Below are 14,854 nucleotides of genomic sequence, written 5' to 3' on the forward strand. Positions count from 1 at the left end.
TGGCTTGCCCGACGAAGCTTCAAAAAGGGACAGGAATCAGCGAAAAAATTTCTGCGTCAGGCCGGCACCACCGTCACCCACCACCGCGTGCGCGTGAGCACCTGCACGGGCAGCGTGGTGGCCACCATCGACAGCACGTAGTCGGTGTCGCGCAACTGGAACGCACCGGAGATGCGCAGGTTCGCCACCTCCGAACTGCAATGCAGCAGGCCGGGTCGGTAGCGCGACAGCTCGGCGCAGAAGTCGGCCAGGCGCATGTTCTCTGCGTAGAGCACGCCCTGTGTCCATGCCTGGCTCTCAGGCGAGACGGCGGCCAGCGTCGAGGCACCCTGGGCGCTCAACACGGTCTGCTGGCCGGCGGGCACGATCCCCGCGGGCGACGACGCGCCGCGCAAGGTGATCTCGACCGCGCCCTCGGTCACGGCCAAACGCACATCGGGCGGCGATGCGGTCTCGTGCGCGTCGTGGTCCTGCCGCACGGTGAAGCGCGTGCCGAGCGCGCGCAGCCGGCCCTGCACCGTCTCCACGATGAAAGGCCGCGCATCGGCGGCGGTCGTGACCCGGATGGCGCCCGCGCGCAGCCGCACCGTGCGTTGCGTGCCGTCGATGCGCACATCGATCGCGCTGCCGGTGTCGAGCAGCACGCGGCTGCCGTCGGCCAGCTGCACGTCGCGCCGTTCGCCGGTGGCGGTGGCGTGGTCGGAAGCCCAGCTGTCCCACGGCGCCAGGCGCCAGCCGAGCCAGGCGGCCGGTGCGGCCGTCGCCAGTACGGCCAGCGTGCGCAACGCGGCCCGCCGGTTGCCGCGCGCCTGCCGGGCCAGCACCGGCACGCCGACGCTCGCCGGCACGGCGCCGAACTTCTGCGACAGGCGTTCGGCGCGTTGCCACGCGCGTTCGTGCGCCGGGTCTGCATGTCGCCAGGCTTCGCAGGCCGCGCGGTCCGCGTCGCCTGCGCGGCCGGAGTGCAGCCGCACCAGCCATTGCGCGGCTTCGCGCAGCACGGCGGTGTCGGGTGTGGGGGCGGGTGGCCGTGCGCTCATTCCACCAGCGCCAGGCAATGCTCGAAGCCCAGGGCCATGTGGCGCTTGACGGTGCGTTCGCTGATCGCCAGGCGCTGGGCGATCTGTGCGTAGGTCAGGCCTTCGAGCTGCGACAGCACGAAGGCTTCGCGCGCCTTGTGCGGCAGGCCGTCCAGCATCGCGTCGATGGCGTCCAGCGTCTGCAGCAATTGCAGGCGCTCTTCAGGCGACAGCGCCAGCGCCTCGGGCGCCAGCGCAAGCGCTTCGATGTACGCACGCTCCAAGGCCTGCCGGCGCCAGTGTTCGCTGACCACGCCCTTGGCCAGCGTTGTCAGGTAGGCGCGTGGTTCGCGCAACGTGGGCAGCACCTGCGGGCGAAGCAGCACGCGAACGAAGGTGTCCTGCGCCAGGTCGGCGGCGCTGTGCGCACAGCCCAGGCGCCGACGCAGCCACGTGCTGAGCCAGCCGTGGTGCTCCGTGTAGAGCGCCTGCACGGTGCGGGTGTCGGCGGAAGGCATGAAGAGGGGAAGCGATGCAATTGAGAATTACTCGCATTTTAAGAGCATCGCGGCGTGGCGTGCTGCGCGAGGGTTCGGCAGGCTGCGCAACGCAGCGGGGTGTCTTCCAAAGGGCTGATCGCGACCTCCGCAATCCGCCTGACCTCACCGCAACCCCGACTGCCGATCCGCCGCCCCCACCAGCTGCACCAGCCCCGGCCCGATCGTGTCCAGCAACTGCGATTTCTTCCAGTGAAACCCCGGCACCGCGCAGTTGAACAGCAACCGCCGGGGCCCGTAGCGAACGCGCGCCGCCGCGCCCGCGGCAAGCACGCCGAACCCTGAATCGCCCAGATTGATCGCGAAGCCGCGCTTGCCGTAGTTCGCCACGCTCTCGCGCACGCCCTCGAGGCAACGCGCGTGCTCTTCGGGCCGCTCGCGCTTCACGCGGGCAAGGAACTCCTGGCGCTCACCGGCGGGCACTTGCGCCAGCCACGCCCGGCCCATGGCGGTTTCGACGATGCCACGCACGGCGCCCACGCCGGGGCGCTTGAGGGTGCCGCCTTCGTGGGCGCACGTTTCCAGGTAGACCACGTCGAGGTCGTTGGTCACACCGACCGAGACCGCGCCCTCGATGCGGTCGGCCAGCTGCTGCATGGCCGGGCGCAGCATGGCCAGCAGGGGCGTGTTGATGACGTAGGGGTAGCACAACGCCACCGCGGCGGGGCCGATGAAGTAGCGGTCGAGCCGTTCGTCGTGGTCCAGGAAACCCATGGCCAGCAGGGTGCGGCACAGGCGCGAGACGGTCGGGCGCGGCAGGCCCAGCTTGGTGGCGAACTCGCTGTTGGCGTGCGCGCGCGGATCGCTGACAAAGGTCTGCAGGATGAGCAGGCCTTTGGCCAGGGTGCCGGCAAAGTACGGGTCTTCGTCCCGTACCCGGCGCAGGTCGTCGGAGTCCTTCATGGGGTGGCGGCGATTCTGGACAGGGCGGGGCATGGGTGTGAATCGCAGTTTCAATAATTGAAATTCAGTGCCGGTGATTGTGGACCTGCTTCCTACAGTCGCGCTCACCATGATCCGAGACACCACTCACTTCGAGGCCCTGCGGGCCGACATCCGCGCCTTCGTTCGCGAACGCTGGCATCCGCTGGAAGAACAGGTCAGCCGCGAGAACGACATCCCGCCCGATGTGGTCGACGAGCTGCGGCGCAAGGGCTACTTCGGCTGGAGCATTCCCGAGGCCTACGGTGGCCTGGGCCTCACGACCGAAGAGCTGGTGCTGTGCGCGATGGAGCTGTCGCAGTCGTCGGTGGCGCTGCGTGCCCGCGTGGGCACCAACACGGGCATCGGCTCCGAGGCGCTGGTGGCCGACGGCACCGAGGCGCAGAAGCAGCGCTGGCTGCCGCGCATGGCGACCGGCGAACTCACGGGCTGCCTGGCGCTGACGGAGCCCGAGGCGGGCTCGGAGGCCAGCAACGTGCAGACCACCGCGCGCCGCGAGGGCGACCACTACGTGCTCAACGGCAGCAAGCGCTTCATCACCAACGCGCCGGTGGCCGATGTGTTCACCGTCATCGCCCGTACCGAAGAGGGCTCGAAGGGCAGCAAGGGCGTGTCGGCATTCCTGGTCGAGCGCGGCCCCGGCCTCACGACGGGCGAGCCTTACCGCATGATGGGCCAGGCCGGTTCGTTCGTGTCGGACGTGCATTTCAACGAGTGCCGCGTGCATGCCGACCAGCTCATCGGCGGGCGCGAGGGCGCGGGCTTCCAGACGGTGATGAAGGTGCTCAACAAGCAGCGCCTGCACCTGGCGGCGCTGTGCACGGGCCCGGCGATCCGCATGCTGGACCTGGCCATGGCGCACACCAGCAGCCGCAACCAGTTCGGCCAGGCGGTGGCCGACTTCCAGCTGGTGCAGGCCATGATCGCCGACAGCCGCACCGACATCTACGCGGCGCGCTCGATGATCCTCGAGGCCGCGCGTGCACGCGATCGCGGCGAAGACGTGGCGATGTCGGCGTCGATGTGCAAGTACTTCGCGTCGGAGATGTGCGGTCGCGTGGCCGACCGCGCGGTGCAGATGTTCGGCGGCTCCGGCTACGTCGCCGACTTCAGCCCCATCGAGCGCTACTACCGCGACGTGCGCCTGTTTCGCCTGTACGAGGGCACGAGCCAGATCCATCAGCTCAACATCGCCAAGCTGGCATTGCGCGAAGCGGGCACGCGATGAACCTGCGCGCCGACCTCCCGGCACGGGTGCGCGACTTCGTCGAGCGGCATTGCATTCCGCTCGAATCGAACGCCCATGTGCACGACCCGCTGGCGCTGGATGCCGCGCTGTCGCAGCTGCGCCCGGTCGCGCGCGAGCTGGGCCTGTACCTGCCGCAGATGCCGGCAGAGCAGGGCGGCCTGGGCCTGTCGTGGGTCGAGCGCGCCGCGGTGTTTGAAGAGGCCGGACGCAGCTACCTCGGCCCGGCCGCGCTCAACTGCGCGGCGCCCGACCAGCCCAACATGATCAGCCTGCTGCGCCGGGGCACGCCCGCGCAGCAGCAGCGCTACCTGCGGCCCTTGGCCGAGGGCCGCATCCGCTCGTGCTTTGCGATGACCGAGCCGGCGCCCGGCGCGGGCTCCGACCCATCGATGCTGCGCACCACCGCGCGGCGGGAGGGCGATGGGTGGGTCATCGACGGCCACAAGTGGTTCATCACCGGCGCGGTGGGCGCGGCCTTCTGCATCGTGCTGGCGCAGACGGACGAAGGGCCCACGCAGTTCATCGTGGACATGGACAACCCGGGACTTTCGCTGGTGCGCGCCATCAAGGCCATCGATCCGTTCGCCGTCGGCGGCCACGGCGAGTTGCGCTTCACCGCCTGTCGCGTGAGCGGCGACGCGGTGCTCGGCGAGGTGGGCTCGGGCTTCGTGGAGGCGCAGCAGCGGCTGGAGCCTGCGCGCCTGTCGCACTGCCTGCGGCTCATGGGCCGCGCGCGGCGCGCGCTCGACATTGCTCAGGCCTACGTGTGCGAGCGCACCTCGTTCGGCGATCGGCTGGCCGACCTGCAGCAGATCCAGGCGATGGTGGCCGACTGCCACATCGACCTGCATGCCAGCCGCCTCATGAGCCTGGATTGCGCGCGCCGCATGGACGAGGGCGTGTCGGTGAAGACCGAGTCGGCGATGACGAAGGTGTTCGTGTCCGAAGCCCTGAACCGCGTGGCCGACCGCGCGGCGCAGATGTGCGGTGCGCTGGGCATGTCGGAAGACGCGCCCGTCGCCCTCATCGTGCGCGAGCTGCGGCCGTTCCGCATCTACGACGGCGCCTCCGAGCTGCACCGCGCCACGCTCGGCCGCCGCTTCCTCGCGCACTGACGCGCTGAACACACACACAGAAACCGGAGACTGACGATGACGCCCTTGACCAAGAAACTTTCACACGTGGCCGCAGCCCTTGCGCTCGGCCTGGCCGGCTCGCTGGCCGTGGCTGCCTTCCCCGACCGCCCCGTGAAGCTGGTGGTGCCATTCCCCGCCGGCGGCAGCACCGACCTGGTGGCGCGCGAGGTCGCGCTGGAACTGGGCCAAGCCCTCGGCCAGCCGGTCATCGTGGAGAACAAGCCCGGCGCCGGCAGCCTCATCGGCTCCGAGCTCGTGGCCAAGTCCACGCCCGACGGCCACACGCTGCTCATGGCGGGGCTGACCAACATCTTCCTGCCCTACGTGCACAAGGGGCTCAACTGGAACCCGGTGGACGACTTCGTGCCCGTGGGCCTGGTGGCCGACCTGCCGAACGTCATCGCGGTCAACGCGAAGACGCCGTACCAGAAGCTGTCCGAGCTCATTGCCGCCGACAAGGCCAAGCCGGGCCAACTCGCCTTCGGCTCCGCGGGCCCGAGCACGCCGTCGCACCTGGTGTGCGAAATGATCAACCACCAGGCCGGCATCAAGATGCAGCACGTGCCCTACAAGGGGAACGCCCCGGCGGTGAACGACCTGATCGCCGGCCACATCCCGGTGATGTGCAACAACCTCGGCGGCACGCTGCCCTACATGAGCAGCGGGCAGATCCGCATCCTGGCGCAGACCGGCCGCACGCGCTCGCCCTCGGCGCCCGACGTGCCCACCTTCGCCGAGCTGGGCCTGCAGGGCTTCGACAGCGGCCTGTGGGTGGGCATCGTCGCGCCAAAGGGCACGCCCGATGCAGCAATGCGTCCGCTGCGCGCGGCACTGGCCAAGGCCTTGCCTGCGGTGAAGGACAAGCTGGCCAAGCTGGGTGCGGCCACGCTCGATCCCTCGCTGCCCGCCTACGGCCAACGCATCGCCGCCGACCGCAAGCTGTGGGACCCCGTCCTCAAGCGCGTGGACCTGAAGGGCAACTGATGAACTTGCACGCTGACCACGCCCCCTTGCACGGGGTGCGCATTCTCGACATGGCAACCGTGCTCGCGGCGCCGTTCTCGGCCACGCTGTGCGGCGACATGGGCGCCGACGTCGTCAAGCTCGAGTTGCCGGGCGGCGGTGATCCGCTGCGCGGGCTCACGCCGGTGCACGAAGGCCATCCGCTGTTCTGGAAGACCGCGAACCGCGGCAAGAAGGGCATCTCGCTGGACGTGCGCAAGCCCGAAGGCCGGGCGCTGTTTTTGCAGCTCATCGCCGGCTTCGACGTGCTGGTGGAGAACTTCCGCACCGGCACGCTCGATGCGTGGGGCCTGGACATCGCCACGTTGCACGCGGCCAACCCGCGCCTCATCGTGCTGCGCCTCACGGGCTTCGGCCAGACCGGGCCGTATGCGCGACGTCCGGGCTTTGCGCGCATCTTCGAAGCGATGAGCGGCTTCACGCACCTGACCGGTGAACCCGGCGGCCCGCCGCAGCACATGAACTACCCACTGGGCGACGTGGTGGCGGGCCTCTTCGGTGCCTTTGCCATCAGCACCGCACTGGCCGAGCGCAACGCGTTGCCGCGCGAACAGCAGCGGGGCGCCGAGATCGACCTGTCGGCCACGGAGGCGATGTCGCGCCTGCTCGATCCGCTGGCGGCGGAGCACCGCATCGGCGGCGTGGTGCGCGAGCGCACCGGCTCGCGCGCCACCTACACCGCGCCGTCCAACGTGTTCCGCGCGCTCGACGGCGTGTGGTTCACGCTGGTGGGCACGGGCGGGCCGATCTTTGCGCGCATCTGCCGCGCCATCGGTCGCGACGACCTGCTCAGCGACGTCCGCTTTGCCGACAACGCCGCGCGCATCCGCCACCTCGAGGCGCTCGACCGCATCATTGCCGACTGGTGCGCCAGCCTCCCGTTCGCGGAGCTGGTCGTGCGGCTGGACCGCGAAGACGTGCCCTACAGCAAGGTGTATTCGATCGCCGACCTGCAGGCCGACCCGCACATGCAGGCACGCGGCGCCTTCATCGACGTGCCCGACGAACAGTTCGGCACGGTGCCGGCACCGGCGGCGGTGCCGCGCTTCGTGGGACGCGAAGGCGTTCGGCCGGCCGGCACGGGGCCGCGCACCGGGCAGCACAACGCCCAGGTGTATGGCGAACTGGGCCTGGGCGAGGCGCAGCTCGCGGCGCTGCGTGACGCCCAGGTGATCTGAAGCGCGCCTGCGCTGTCGCCTTGCCTGTCGCCTGCCCTGGCAGGTAGGCGTTTTGTCATGCCCGCCCCCGCGCCGTCGCGGGGCGCCTGACTCCCCCAGAAAAGGGCGCTCCGCTCATGTGCGGACGCGGCCCGGTTCCTACAGTCATCCCCATGCCGAACGCTTCTTCCCACGCCGGGAAGGCCAGCGGTTTCGGCCGGTCACCACCACCGGGGAAGTCGCATGGAACCGCTCGAAGTTCTGCCGAGAACCGCCCTGAGCCTGCTGCGCGAAGACGCCGGCATGTCGTTCATGGAGTTCGCGCTGATCGGTGCGCTGGTGATGGTCGTGGCCCTTTTGCTGGTGCTCGCCTTGCGGCGCAGCGCCTGAACACGGGGAGCCCGCCATGCAGGAATTCAACGCTCTCCTGGAACTGCTCGCGATGCTGGCGACCGACGTGCGCATGCTCGTGCTTCTCGCGCTGCTCGCCACGGCCGCCTTCAACGACTGGCGCTTCTATCGCATTCCCAACTGGCTGACCTTCGGCGGCGCGTTCTTCGCGATCGTCTACGGAACCATGGCGGCACGCACGCCGTCGTCGGGCGCACTGAGTGCGTTCGGTGGCCTGGCTGTCGGCTTCGCCGCGATGCTGCCCTTCTATGCGCTCGGAATCATGGGCGCGGGCGACGTCAAGCTGATGGCGATGACCGGGGCTTTCCTCGGGCCCCAGCAGACGCTGACGGCGTTGCTCTTCACCTTCATTGCGGGCGGCGTTGCGGCGCTGGCCTTCGCGATCCATCGCCGCCGCCTGGTCCACATGCTCGGCAACGTCAAGGCCGCGGCACAGGGCATGTTCATTTCCAGCATCGTGGGCGTGCGGCCCGACGGGCGCCTGCAGGCGGGCCAGTCCGTGGGCAAGTTGCCCTACGGCCTGTGCATTGCGGCGGGCACGGTGGTCCAAGTGCTGGCGCACCAGCTGGGCTTTGTCTAGCTTCTACATGTTTCACCTTTGGCGGAGGTTCGTATGAAGAACATCAAGGCGATCGGGCTGATCTTTCTGGCCCTGCTGTTCGGGCTGGCGGCCGCGGTCTACGCGACCGGCTGGGTCTCGCGGCAAAGCGGCATCGCGTCCAACAAGGTCGTGGTGGCCGCGGTCGACATCGACCTGGGCAGCCGCGTCAACGCGCAGATGCTGTCCACGGTCGATTGGCCCAGCGGCTCGATACCGAACGGCGCTTTCAGCGACATCAAGGCGCTGAACGACCGCGTGGTGAAGGTCGGCGTGTTGCGCGGCGAAGCGCTCATGGAGGGCAAGCTGGCGCCGGTGGGCACGCAGGGCGGGCTGTCGGCGGTGATCGCCAGCGGCAAACGGGCCATGACGGTGCGCGTCAACGACGTCGTCGGCGTGGCCGGCTTCGCGCTGCCGGGCAACTATGTCGACGTGATGGTCAACGCCCAGCAGGACAAGGGGCGCGGCGAAGACGCGCTGCAGATCAGCAAGACCGTGCTCGAGAAGGTGCTGGTGCTGGCGGTGGCCCAGGAGGCCAACCGCGACGACACCAAGCCGAAGGTCGTGAGCGCGGTGACGCTGGAGCTCTCGCTCGAAGACTCCGAGAAGCTCGACCTGGCACGCAGCGTGGGCACCCTGTCGCTGGTGCTGCGCAACCAGATGGACAAGACCACCGTCGCCACCCTGGGCATCACCAAGGGGCAACTGTTCGGCGAGAAGAAGGACCTGGTGCCGGTCGTCGCTACCGCAGCTGCACCGGCCCGTCCGCGTGCACGGCAGGCAGGCCCCGCCACGCCGCGAGCCTCCGAGTGCGTGGAAGTGATCCAGCACGCCAGTCGCTCGCTCACCTGTTTCTGATCGATCGCCAGGAGGAACACCAAGTGCGCCCACTCACAACAACCATCGCCCGTCTGCTGGCGACCTTCGCGACAGTGGCGACACCCGCCATGGCTGCGGACGTCGTGGCAACCGCCCCGGTCACGGCCGCCGCCATGCCTGCGCCCGCTGCACTTGCTGCTGCGGCAGCGCCCGCAGCCCCGGCCAGCCGGCGCTGCACCGCCATCATTCCGGATTCCGAGCCGACCTATGCCGTGCTCGGCAAGTCGGTGGTCATTCCGCTGAAGGCGCGTGTCGTGCGCATCGTGGTCAGCGGCCAGCCTCAGAACCAGGCGGCCGCGCCGGTGGCGGCACCGCAGGGCGCGGCGGCCATGGCGGCGCCCCCGGCGCAACGGACCGACGGCGTCGGCGACATCGAGGTCACGCTGCTGAGCCCGACCGACCTGTTCTTCCGCGGTCGCCAGGCCGGCTCGATGAACGTCGTGCTGCAAAGTGCCGACGGCACCTGCTACATCAAGGACGTGATCGTCACCATCGATCCCGGGGCACTGCAGGCCAAGTTGGCCGAGCTGATGCCCGAAGAGCGCCGCATCCGCGTGCGCAGCGCCGAGCGCTCCATCGTGCTCACCGGCGAGATCAGCGACGCGCTGAAGCTCGACGACGTGATGAGCCTGGCCTCGGCCTACGGCGCTGAAGGCAAGAAGGTGGTGAACCTGCTGCGTGTCGGGGCCCCTCAGCAGGTGATGCTCGAGGTGAAGATCGCCGAGGTCAGCAAGACCCTGCTCGACCGGCTGGGTGCGCGCGTGGGCATCTCGCGCATGAGCGGCGGCGGCCTGCATAACTACTCGCTGATCTCCAACTTCCTGAGCACGGGCGGCGGCTTGGTCGAGGCCCTGCGCATCGGCCGCGGCGTGGTGACCATCGACGGCCAGAAGGACGACGGCCTGGTGCGCATCCTGGCCGAACCCAACATCATGGCCATCAGCGGCCAGCAGGCCAGCTTCCTGTCGGGCGGCAAGATCTTCATTCCGGTGGCGCAGAACGGTGGAGGTACGACCGGGAGCACCATCACGCTGGAAGAGAAGGAATTCGGCATCGGCGTGAAGTTCATGCCGACGGTGCTCAACGGCGACCGCATCAACCTGAAGATGGTGTCGGAGGTGTCGGACCTGTCGCAGACCGGCTCGCCCTTCACCACAGTCGGGGGCGTGACGTCCGTCGTGCCTTCGCTCACGGTGCGGCGCGCCGACACCACGGTGCAGCTCAACGACGGACAAAGCTTCGTCATTGCCGGGCTCATCAAGAGCAACGCGACGGAGGCCATCAAGCGCTATCCGGGCCTGGGCGAAGTGCCGGTGATGGGCGCGCTGTTTCGCAGCACCGAGTTCCAGAACGAACAGACCGAGCTGATGTTCGTCATCACGCCGCGCCTGGTGCGACCGCTGGCCGAGTCGCCGCGCGTGCCGACTGACAACCACGTCCTGCCCAGCCGCGCCGAGGTCTACCTCAACGGGGCCCTCGAAAGCAGCACCCCGGCACCGGCCGCCCCGGCCAGCGAAACCCCGTGAGGAGCCCTGCCATGTTCATTCGATCGACACCCCTCGTGCTCGCATGCCTCCTGGCTGCAGGCTGCTCGAGCGTCACTCCCCACTACGACGCGCGCTTCGGCGAAGCCGTGCGCGACGCCAGAAAGAAGATGACGCTGAACCCGAACGCCGGCAAGAACGGCGATCCGGTCACAGGCATGGACGGCCGCGCGTCGCGCGAGGCGATGGTGCAGTACCAGGAGTCCTACAAGACGCCGCCGCCGGTGACCAACGTCATCAACATCGGCGGACAGATCGGTGGCCAGGGCACCGGCTCGGGGAAATGAGAGACCGCGATATTGCGGACCCGCTCCGCAGCAACTTTCACATGAAAAGGAGAACGCCACGACACGCATGACATTCGACTTCCTTGTTATTTCAATCTGATTTTCTGTAGTCCACACCTTGAAAGGAAAGAGCCATGAACAAGTTTTTCCAGACCATCGGTCAATCCGCGAGCGGTTTGCTGCGCGACGAAGAAGGCGCACAAGTCGTCGAGTACGCACTGATCATCGCGGTCGTTTCGATCGCACTGGTTGTCGCACTGAAGGCCCTCACGTCCTCTGGTGGCAGCTTCTCGACCTTCATCGATCGCGTCAAGCTGTGCTTGACCTCGACGTCGGGCGGCTGCGTCTGAAGTGTGTTGGGAGGGCGGAAGAAGGTGGGCTTTACCTCGAGGTTCGCTTTCTTCCGCAATTCCCGATGCCTTTGCGTGACTTCCCACCACAACGACACGGGGTCATCACCATGTTCAAGACCTTGCTGACCGACGAGGACGGTGCCCAGGTGGTCGAGTACGCCTTGATCATCGCCGTCATTTCCATCGTGCTGGTGATCGCGCTGCAATCAGCGTCGATCGCAGCGAGCATCGACTCCGCGATCACCCGCGTGACTGATTGCCTGGCCGGGAACGGTTGCGCATAGCGCGCCCGGCATCTTCTTTTTATCGTCCAGACCGAGGACCGATCATGAAAGCCCGCAGCTCCCCTCGCCGCCAGCGCGGCGCGATGATCATCACGGTTGCGCTGTTCCTTATGTTCCTGCTCGGCTTCATGGGCATCGCGCTCGACTTCGGTCACCTCTTCGTCGCCCGCACCGAGCTGCAGACGGCGGTGGACAGCTGTGCGCTGGCCGCTGCGACTGAACTCAACGGGGAGAGCACGGCCATCAGCCGGGCGCGCAGTGCGGGCCAGACCGCCGGCAACGCCAACAACGTGAACCTGCAGTCGGCCACCTGGAGCGGACAAGGCAAGCTCATCGCAGCCGATATCACGTTCCGCGATGCGTCCTACGCGGTCACCACAGCGTCCGCCAACGCACGCTATGCGCAGTGCACCCACACCCAGCCCAACATCGAGATCTGGCTCATGAAGGCCATGGGCGCGTTCTCCGGCGACTATGCCGGCAATCCGTCCACGCAGAGCGTCGCGGCCAACGCCGTGGCAACCCGCGGCAGCGCCCAGACCACCTGCCCGATCCCCGTCCTGGTCAAGCCCAAGTCCGGCGGCACCGCACCCGACTACGGCTTCGTCCGGGGCGAGTGGGTGACGCTGCTCCTGGCCCAGAACGCCGCGACCGGCGGCCAGATCGGCTGGGCCAACCTCAACGGCACCAACAGCGCCAGCGAAACCAGAGATGAATTGAGCGGCAACGAATGTGAGACCCGGGTTGGCGACCCGATCGGCACCCCCGGTGTGCAGACCGTGATTGCAGAGGTGTGGAATCAGCGCTTCGGCATCTACAAGAACAGTGACAGTCCGAGCGCGGGGCGTCCGGACTACACGGGCTACGCCTACACCACGACCAACTGGCCCGCGCGTTCAGACGGCACGCCACCCAATGCCTACGACGGCAGCCCGCCCCTCGGTGCGCCAGCCAGCGCGCAGAACTTCGTGACCAAGCGCGCGGCCTTCGCGTCGTGCGACGACACCGGCACCAGCCTGAGCGGCTGCGAAACGCGCACGGGCCTGACGCTCAACAGCTTCCAGAAGCTCGCTGCGCCCGGCAACGCGACGGGGGGGCACAAGCAGTACGGCCTGGACCGGCGCATCGTCACGGCGCCCGTGGTCGATGGGTCGTCCTATGTGATCGACTACCTCTGCTTCCTGATGCTCCAGCCGCTGCAGATTCCCATGGCCGACACGCAGCTCGAATACCTGGGCAACGCCGGCGCGGTCGGAAGTCCCTGCACCACCAGCGGACTTCCCGGCGGTTCGGCGGGCCCGTTGGTTCCGGTCCTTGTGAGGTGAGCACCATGACGACGAAGACAACCTCTTTCCGCCGGCAACGCGGCGCCGCGCTGATCGAGTTGGCGCTGATCACGCCGCTGCTGCTGCTGCTCACCTTCATCACCACCGAGTTCGGGCGCGCCATGTACGAATACAACACGGTCACCAAGTCGGCCCGTGACGCGGTGCGCTATCTCTCGGTGCAGACGCCCAACACGAACGTCGACCAGGCGCGCAACCTGGTCGTGTTCGGCAACACCGCCGGCAGCGGCGCGCCATTGGCGCGCGGCCTGAGCCTGGCCAACGTGCCGTCCGGCAGCTGCTGCACCTGGCAATCGGCGGGGGCGGACCCGATCATCAACACGGTCACGGTGCGCATCACCGGCTACACCTTCCACTCGCTGTTTCCGTCGGTGTTCGGAGTGAATTTCGCCGACGCCAACGGCAACATCGTCTTCAGCGACATCGCCGCCACCATGAGGGCACCATCATGAGACACCACGCCAAGGGCGCGACCACCCTCGAGTTCGCGCTGGGTCTGCTGATCTTCCTGATGCTGGTGCTGGGCATCGTGGACTTCGCCCGCATGCTGTTCACCTGGAACGCGGCCAACGAGGCGACGCGCGCCGGCGCGCGCTATGCCGTGGTGTGCGACGACACCACGCAGCAGGCCCTCGTGCTCGCCCGGATGAAAGCGTTGCTGCCGCAGGTGCAAACAGTGGACGTGGCCTGGATTCCTTCGGGCTGCACGGCGAGCACCTGCCAGGGTGTCACGGTGAGCATCACCGGCCTGAACTACCAATGGATCTCCCCGATCGTGGGGGCCGTTGCGCCGCTCATCCCGATGCCGGGTTTCTCCACCTTCCTGCCCCGCGAGGTCATGCGGCAAGACCCGCACAGCGCGGCCATCTGTTCCTGACAGCACACCGGACACGACCATGAAGATCGCCATCGTTTCTCCCAATCCGAATCACCTGCAGGACATGCGCAAGGTGCTGGAGCCGCGCGGCCATGCCGTGTCGCTCTTCGAAGGCGGCAAGAGCCGGATGCAGGCGGTCGTCGAGAAGGTCGCGCCCGACCTGATGCTGGTCGACGGCATGTGCTGCGACCCGCAGGAGCTCTCGCTGGTGGAGGCGCTGACCTTGCGGCATCCGACGGTGGCGGTGGTGCTGCTGTGCGCGATGCAGACGCCCGAATTCTTGATCCACTCGATGCGCGCGGGCGTGCGCGAGGTGCTGCCGTCGCCCGCCGACGCCGCCGCGCTCGAGGCCGCCGTCGACCGCATCGCGCTCAAGATGGCCGGCTCGCAGGCACGCAGCCCGGGGCGGGTGGTGGCGTTCATGCCGTGCAAGGGCGGCAGCGGCGCGACCTTTCTGGCGACCAACATCGCGCACCAGCTGTCGCGCGAGCGCTCGGTGCTGCTGATCGACCTGAACCTGCAGTTCGGCGATGCGCTGTCGTATGTGAGCGACCTGCGCCCGACCGCGACGATGGCCGACGTGGCGCGCGACATCGCGCGCCTCGATGCCTCGTTGCTCGCGGCGAGCGTGGTGCGCGTGTCGCCAAGCTACAGCATCCTGCCCGCGCCCGAGGACCTGGCGCGCGCGATGGACGTCAAGGCCGAGCACATCGACGCCATCCTGCAGGTGGCGCTCGCGCAGTACGACTTCGTGATCTTCGACCTCGGCACGCGCATCGACACGCTCACGCTGCGCGTGCTCGACCGCGCGGAGCGCATCTTCCCCGTGCTGCAGGCCAGCCTGCCGCACATCCGCAACGTGACGCGCCTGGTGCAGGTGTTCAAGTCGCTGGGCTACGCGCCCGGCAAGGTCGAACTGCTGGTGAACCGCAGCGCCGGCGGCGGCGAGATCGGGCTGTCGGACATGCGCCGGTCGCTGCCCGGTGCGACGTTCACCACGGTGCCGGACGGCGGCAAGGACGTCGACGCGTCCATCAACCGCGGCGTGCCGCTGGCGGAGATGTCGCGCGGCAGCGCGCTGGCCAAGCGCCTCGACGAGATCGCCCACACGCTCAGTCCGCGCCCGGAGGCGACGCCCGGCTTCATGGGGCGGCTGTTCCGTCGTGCCTGAGCCGGATCGGATTCCATCAAT

18 protein-coding genes are annotated in these 14,854 nt (G+C 68.3%); 15 read left to right on the forward strand and 3 right to left on the reverse strand.

Features of this window, described 5'->3' with window-relative positions:
* Positions 1-56: 56 nt before the first annotated feature.
* The 3 genes from GFK26_RS19960 to GFK26_RS19970 form a co-directional block, all read right to left on the reverse strand.
* On the reverse strand, positions 57-1,040 hold the full coding sequence (locus GFK26_RS19960; RefSeq protein WP_153283501.1) for a FecR domain-containing protein: 984 nt from the start codon (positions 1,038-1,040) through the stop codon (positions 57-59).
* Positions 1,037-1,537 (reverse strand): sigma-70 family RNA polymerase sigma factor, encoded by a 501-nt coding sequence (locus GFK26_RS19965; RefSeq protein ID WP_153283502.1) that lies wholly within the window; start codon positions 1,535-1,537, stop codon positions 1,037-1,039. Before GFK26_RS19965 ends, GFK26_RS19960 begins: the two co-directional genes overlap by 4 nt.
* A 144-nt stretch (positions 1,538-1,681) precedes the next feature.
* Positions 1,682-2,479, reverse strand: a complete 798-nt coding sequence (locus GFK26_RS19970; RefSeq protein ID WP_228121712.1) for an IclR family transcriptional regulator — start codon at positions 2,477-2,479, stop codon at positions 1,682-1,684.
* A gap of 109 nt (positions 2,480-2,588) precedes the next feature.
* Between GFK26_RS19970 and GFK26_RS19975 the strand changes: the two genes are divergently transcribed.
* From GFK26_RS19975 to GFK26_RS20040, 15 genes are all read left to right on the forward strand, one after another.
* Complete coding sequence (locus GFK26_RS19975) at positions 2,589-3,746, forward strand: acyl-CoA dehydrogenase family protein (RefSeq protein WP_153283504.1); 1,158 nt, start codon at positions 2,589-2,591, stop codon at positions 3,744-3,746.
* Complete coding sequence (locus tag GFK26_RS19980; RefSeq protein ID WP_153283505.1) at positions 3,743-4,882, forward strand: acyl-CoA dehydrogenase family protein; 1,140 nt, start codon at positions 3,743-3,745, stop codon at positions 4,880-4,882. The genes GFK26_RS19975 and GFK26_RS19980 overlap by 4 nt, the downstream gene beginning before the upstream one ends.
* A 36-nt stretch (positions 4,883-4,918) precedes the next feature.
* Positions 4,919-5,887: a Bug family tripartite tricarboxylate transporter substrate binding protein gene (locus GFK26_RS19985; RefSeq protein ID WP_153283506.1), complete on the forward strand. Its 969-nt coding sequence runs from the start codon at positions 4,919-4,921 to the stop codon at positions 5,885-5,887.
* A complete protein-coding gene (locus GFK26_RS19990; protein WP_153283507.1) occupies positions 5,887-7,104 on the forward strand; it encodes a CaiB/BaiF CoA transferase family protein in 1,218 nt (405 codons plus the stop codon). The genes GFK26_RS19985 and GFK26_RS19990 overlap by 1 nt, the downstream gene beginning before the upstream one ends.
* 222 nt (positions 7,105-7,326) lie before the next feature.
* The gene (locus GFK26_RS34040) at positions 7,327-7,473 is read left to right on the forward strand and encodes a hypothetical protein (RefSeq protein WP_194273913.1); all 147 of its coding nucleotides are present in this window, start codon (positions 7,327-7,329) and stop codon (positions 7,471-7,473) included.
* Positions 7,474-7,489: 16 nt separating this feature from the next.
* A complete protein-coding gene (locus GFK26_RS19995) occupies positions 7,490-8,074 on the forward strand; it encodes an A24 family peptidase (protein ID WP_153283508.1) in 585 nt (194 codons plus the stop codon).
* 33 nt (positions 8,075-8,107) lie between these two features.
* On the forward strand, positions 8,108-8,950 hold the full coding sequence (cpaB, locus tag GFK26_RS20000) for a Flp pilus assembly protein CpaB (protein ID WP_153283509.1): 843 nt from the start codon (positions 8,108-8,110) through the stop codon (positions 8,948-8,950).
* Positions 8,951-9,039: 89 nt separating this feature from the next.
* Positions 9,040-10,497 carry a type II and III secretion system protein family protein gene (locus GFK26_RS20005; protein WP_153286033.1) on the forward strand — a complete coding sequence of 486 codons (1,458 nt, stop codon included), beginning with the start codon at positions 9,040-9,042 and terminating at the stop codon, positions 10,495-10,497.
* Positions 10,498-10,508: 11 nt separating this feature from the next.
* On the forward strand, positions 10,509-10,802 hold the full coding sequence (locus GFK26_RS20010; RefSeq protein ID WP_153283510.1) for a hypothetical protein: 294 nt from the start codon (positions 10,509-10,511) through the stop codon (positions 10,800-10,802).
* A gap of 134 nt (positions 10,803-10,936) precedes the next feature.
* Positions 10,937-11,152, forward strand: a complete 216-nt coding sequence (locus tag GFK26_RS20015; protein ID WP_153283511.1) for a Flp family type IVb pilin — start codon at positions 10,937-10,939, stop codon at positions 11,150-11,152.
* A gap of 110 nt (positions 11,153-11,262) precedes the next feature.
* Positions 11,263-11,439 carry a Flp family type IVb pilin gene (locus tag GFK26_RS20020; protein ID WP_153283512.1) on the forward strand — a complete coding sequence of 59 codons (177 nt, stop codon included), beginning with the start codon at positions 11,263-11,265 and terminating at the stop codon, positions 11,437-11,439.
* 44 nt (positions 11,440-11,483) lie between these two features.
* Positions 11,484-12,764: a Tad domain-containing protein gene (locus tag GFK26_RS20025; protein ID WP_153283513.1), complete on the forward strand. Its 1,281-nt coding sequence runs from the start codon at positions 11,484-11,486 to the stop codon at positions 12,762-12,764.
* A gap of 5 nt (positions 12,765-12,769) precedes the next feature.
* Positions 12,770-13,237, forward strand: coding sequence for a TadE/TadG family type IV pilus assembly protein (locus GFK26_RS20030; protein ID WP_153283514.1), 468 nt, complete (start codon positions 12,770-12,772; stop codon positions 13,235-13,237).
* Complete coding sequence (locus GFK26_RS20035) at positions 13,234-13,662, forward strand: TadE/TadG family type IV pilus assembly protein (RefSeq protein ID WP_153283515.1); 429 nt, start codon at positions 13,234-13,236, stop codon at positions 13,660-13,662. The genes GFK26_RS20030 and GFK26_RS20035 overlap by 4 nt, the downstream gene beginning before the upstream one ends.
* Positions 13,663-13,681: 19 nt before the next feature.
* Complete coding sequence (locus GFK26_RS20040) at positions 13,682-14,833, forward strand: AAA family ATPase (protein WP_153283516.1); 1,152 nt, start codon at positions 13,682-13,684, stop codon at positions 14,831-14,833.
* Positions 14,834-14,854 lie beyond the last annotated feature (21 nt).

Origin of the sequence: Variovorax paradoxus, assembly GCF_009498455.1 — a bacterium.
Lineage (GTDB): Bacteria > Pseudomonadota > Gammaproteobacteria > Burkholderiales > Burkholderiaceae_C > Variovorax > Variovorax paradoxus_H.

Excerpts from the sequence above, each read along its gene's own strand:
- GFK26_RS19960 (WP_153283501.1), bottom strand. The coding sequence starts at position 1,040 with ATGAGCGCACGGCCACCCGCCCCCACACCCGACACCGCCGTGCTGCGC.
- GFK26_RS19965 (WP_153283502.1), bottom strand. The coding sequence starts at position 1,537 with ATGCCTTCCGCCGACACCCGCACCGTGCAGGCGCTCTACACGGAGCAC.
- GFK26_RS19970 (WP_228121712.1), bottom strand. The coding sequence starts at position 2,479 with ATGAAGGACTCCGACGACCTGCGCCGGGTACGGGACGAAGACCCGTAC.
- GFK26_RS19975 (WP_153283504.1), top strand. The coding sequence starts at position 2,589 with ATGATCCGAGACACCACTCACTTCGAGGCCCTGCGGGCCGACATCCGC.
- GFK26_RS19980 (WP_153283505.1), top strand. The coding sequence starts at position 3,743 with ATGAACCTGCGCGCCGACCTCCCGGCACGGGTGCGCGACTTCGTCGAG.
- GFK26_RS19985 (WP_153283506.1), top strand. The coding sequence starts at position 4,919 with ATGACGCCCTTGACCAAGAAACTTTCACACGTGGCCGCAGCCCTTGCG.
- GFK26_RS19990 (WP_153283507.1), top strand. The coding sequence starts at position 5,887 with ATGAACTTGCACGCTGACCACGCCCCCTTGCACGGGGTGCGCATTCTC.
- GFK26_RS34040 (WP_194273913.1), top strand. The coding sequence starts at position 7,327 with ATGGAACCGCTCGAAGTTCTGCCGAGAACCGCCCTGAGCCTGCTGCGC.
- GFK26_RS19995 (WP_153283508.1), top strand. The coding sequence starts at position 7,490 with ATGCAGGAATTCAACGCTCTCCTGGAACTGCTCGCGATGCTGGCGACC.
- cpaB (WP_153283509.1), top strand. The coding sequence starts at position 8,108 with ATGAAGAACATCAAGGCGATCGGGCTGATCTTTCTGGCCCTGCTGTTC.
- GFK26_RS20005 (WP_153286033.1), top strand. The coding sequence starts at position 9,040 with ATGGCTGCGGACGTCGTGGCAACCGCCCCGGTCACGGCCGCCGCCATG.
- GFK26_RS20010 (WP_153283510.1), top strand. The coding sequence starts at position 10,509 with ATGTTCATTCGATCGACACCCCTCGTGCTCGCATGCCTCCTGGCTGCA.
- GFK26_RS20015 (WP_153283511.1), top strand. The coding sequence starts at position 10,937 with ATGAACAAGTTTTTCCAGACCATCGGTCAATCCGCGAGCGGTTTGCTG.
- GFK26_RS20020 (WP_153283512.1), top strand. The coding sequence starts at position 11,263 with ATGTTCAAGACCTTGCTGACCGACGAGGACGGTGCCCAGGTGGTCGAG.
- GFK26_RS20025 (WP_153283513.1), top strand. The coding sequence starts at position 11,484 with ATGAAAGCCCGCAGCTCCCCTCGCCGCCAGCGCGGCGCGATGATCATC.
- GFK26_RS20030 (WP_153283514.1), top strand. The coding sequence starts at position 12,770 with ATGACGACGAAGACAACCTCTTTCCGCCGGCAACGCGGCGCCGCGCTG.
- GFK26_RS20035 (WP_153283515.1), top strand. The coding sequence starts at position 13,234 with ATGAGACACCACGCCAAGGGCGCGACCACCCTCGAGTTCGCGCTGGGT.
- GFK26_RS20040 (WP_153283516.1), top strand. The coding sequence starts at position 13,682 with ATGAAGATCGCCATCGTTTCTCCCAATCCGAATCACCTGCAGGACATG.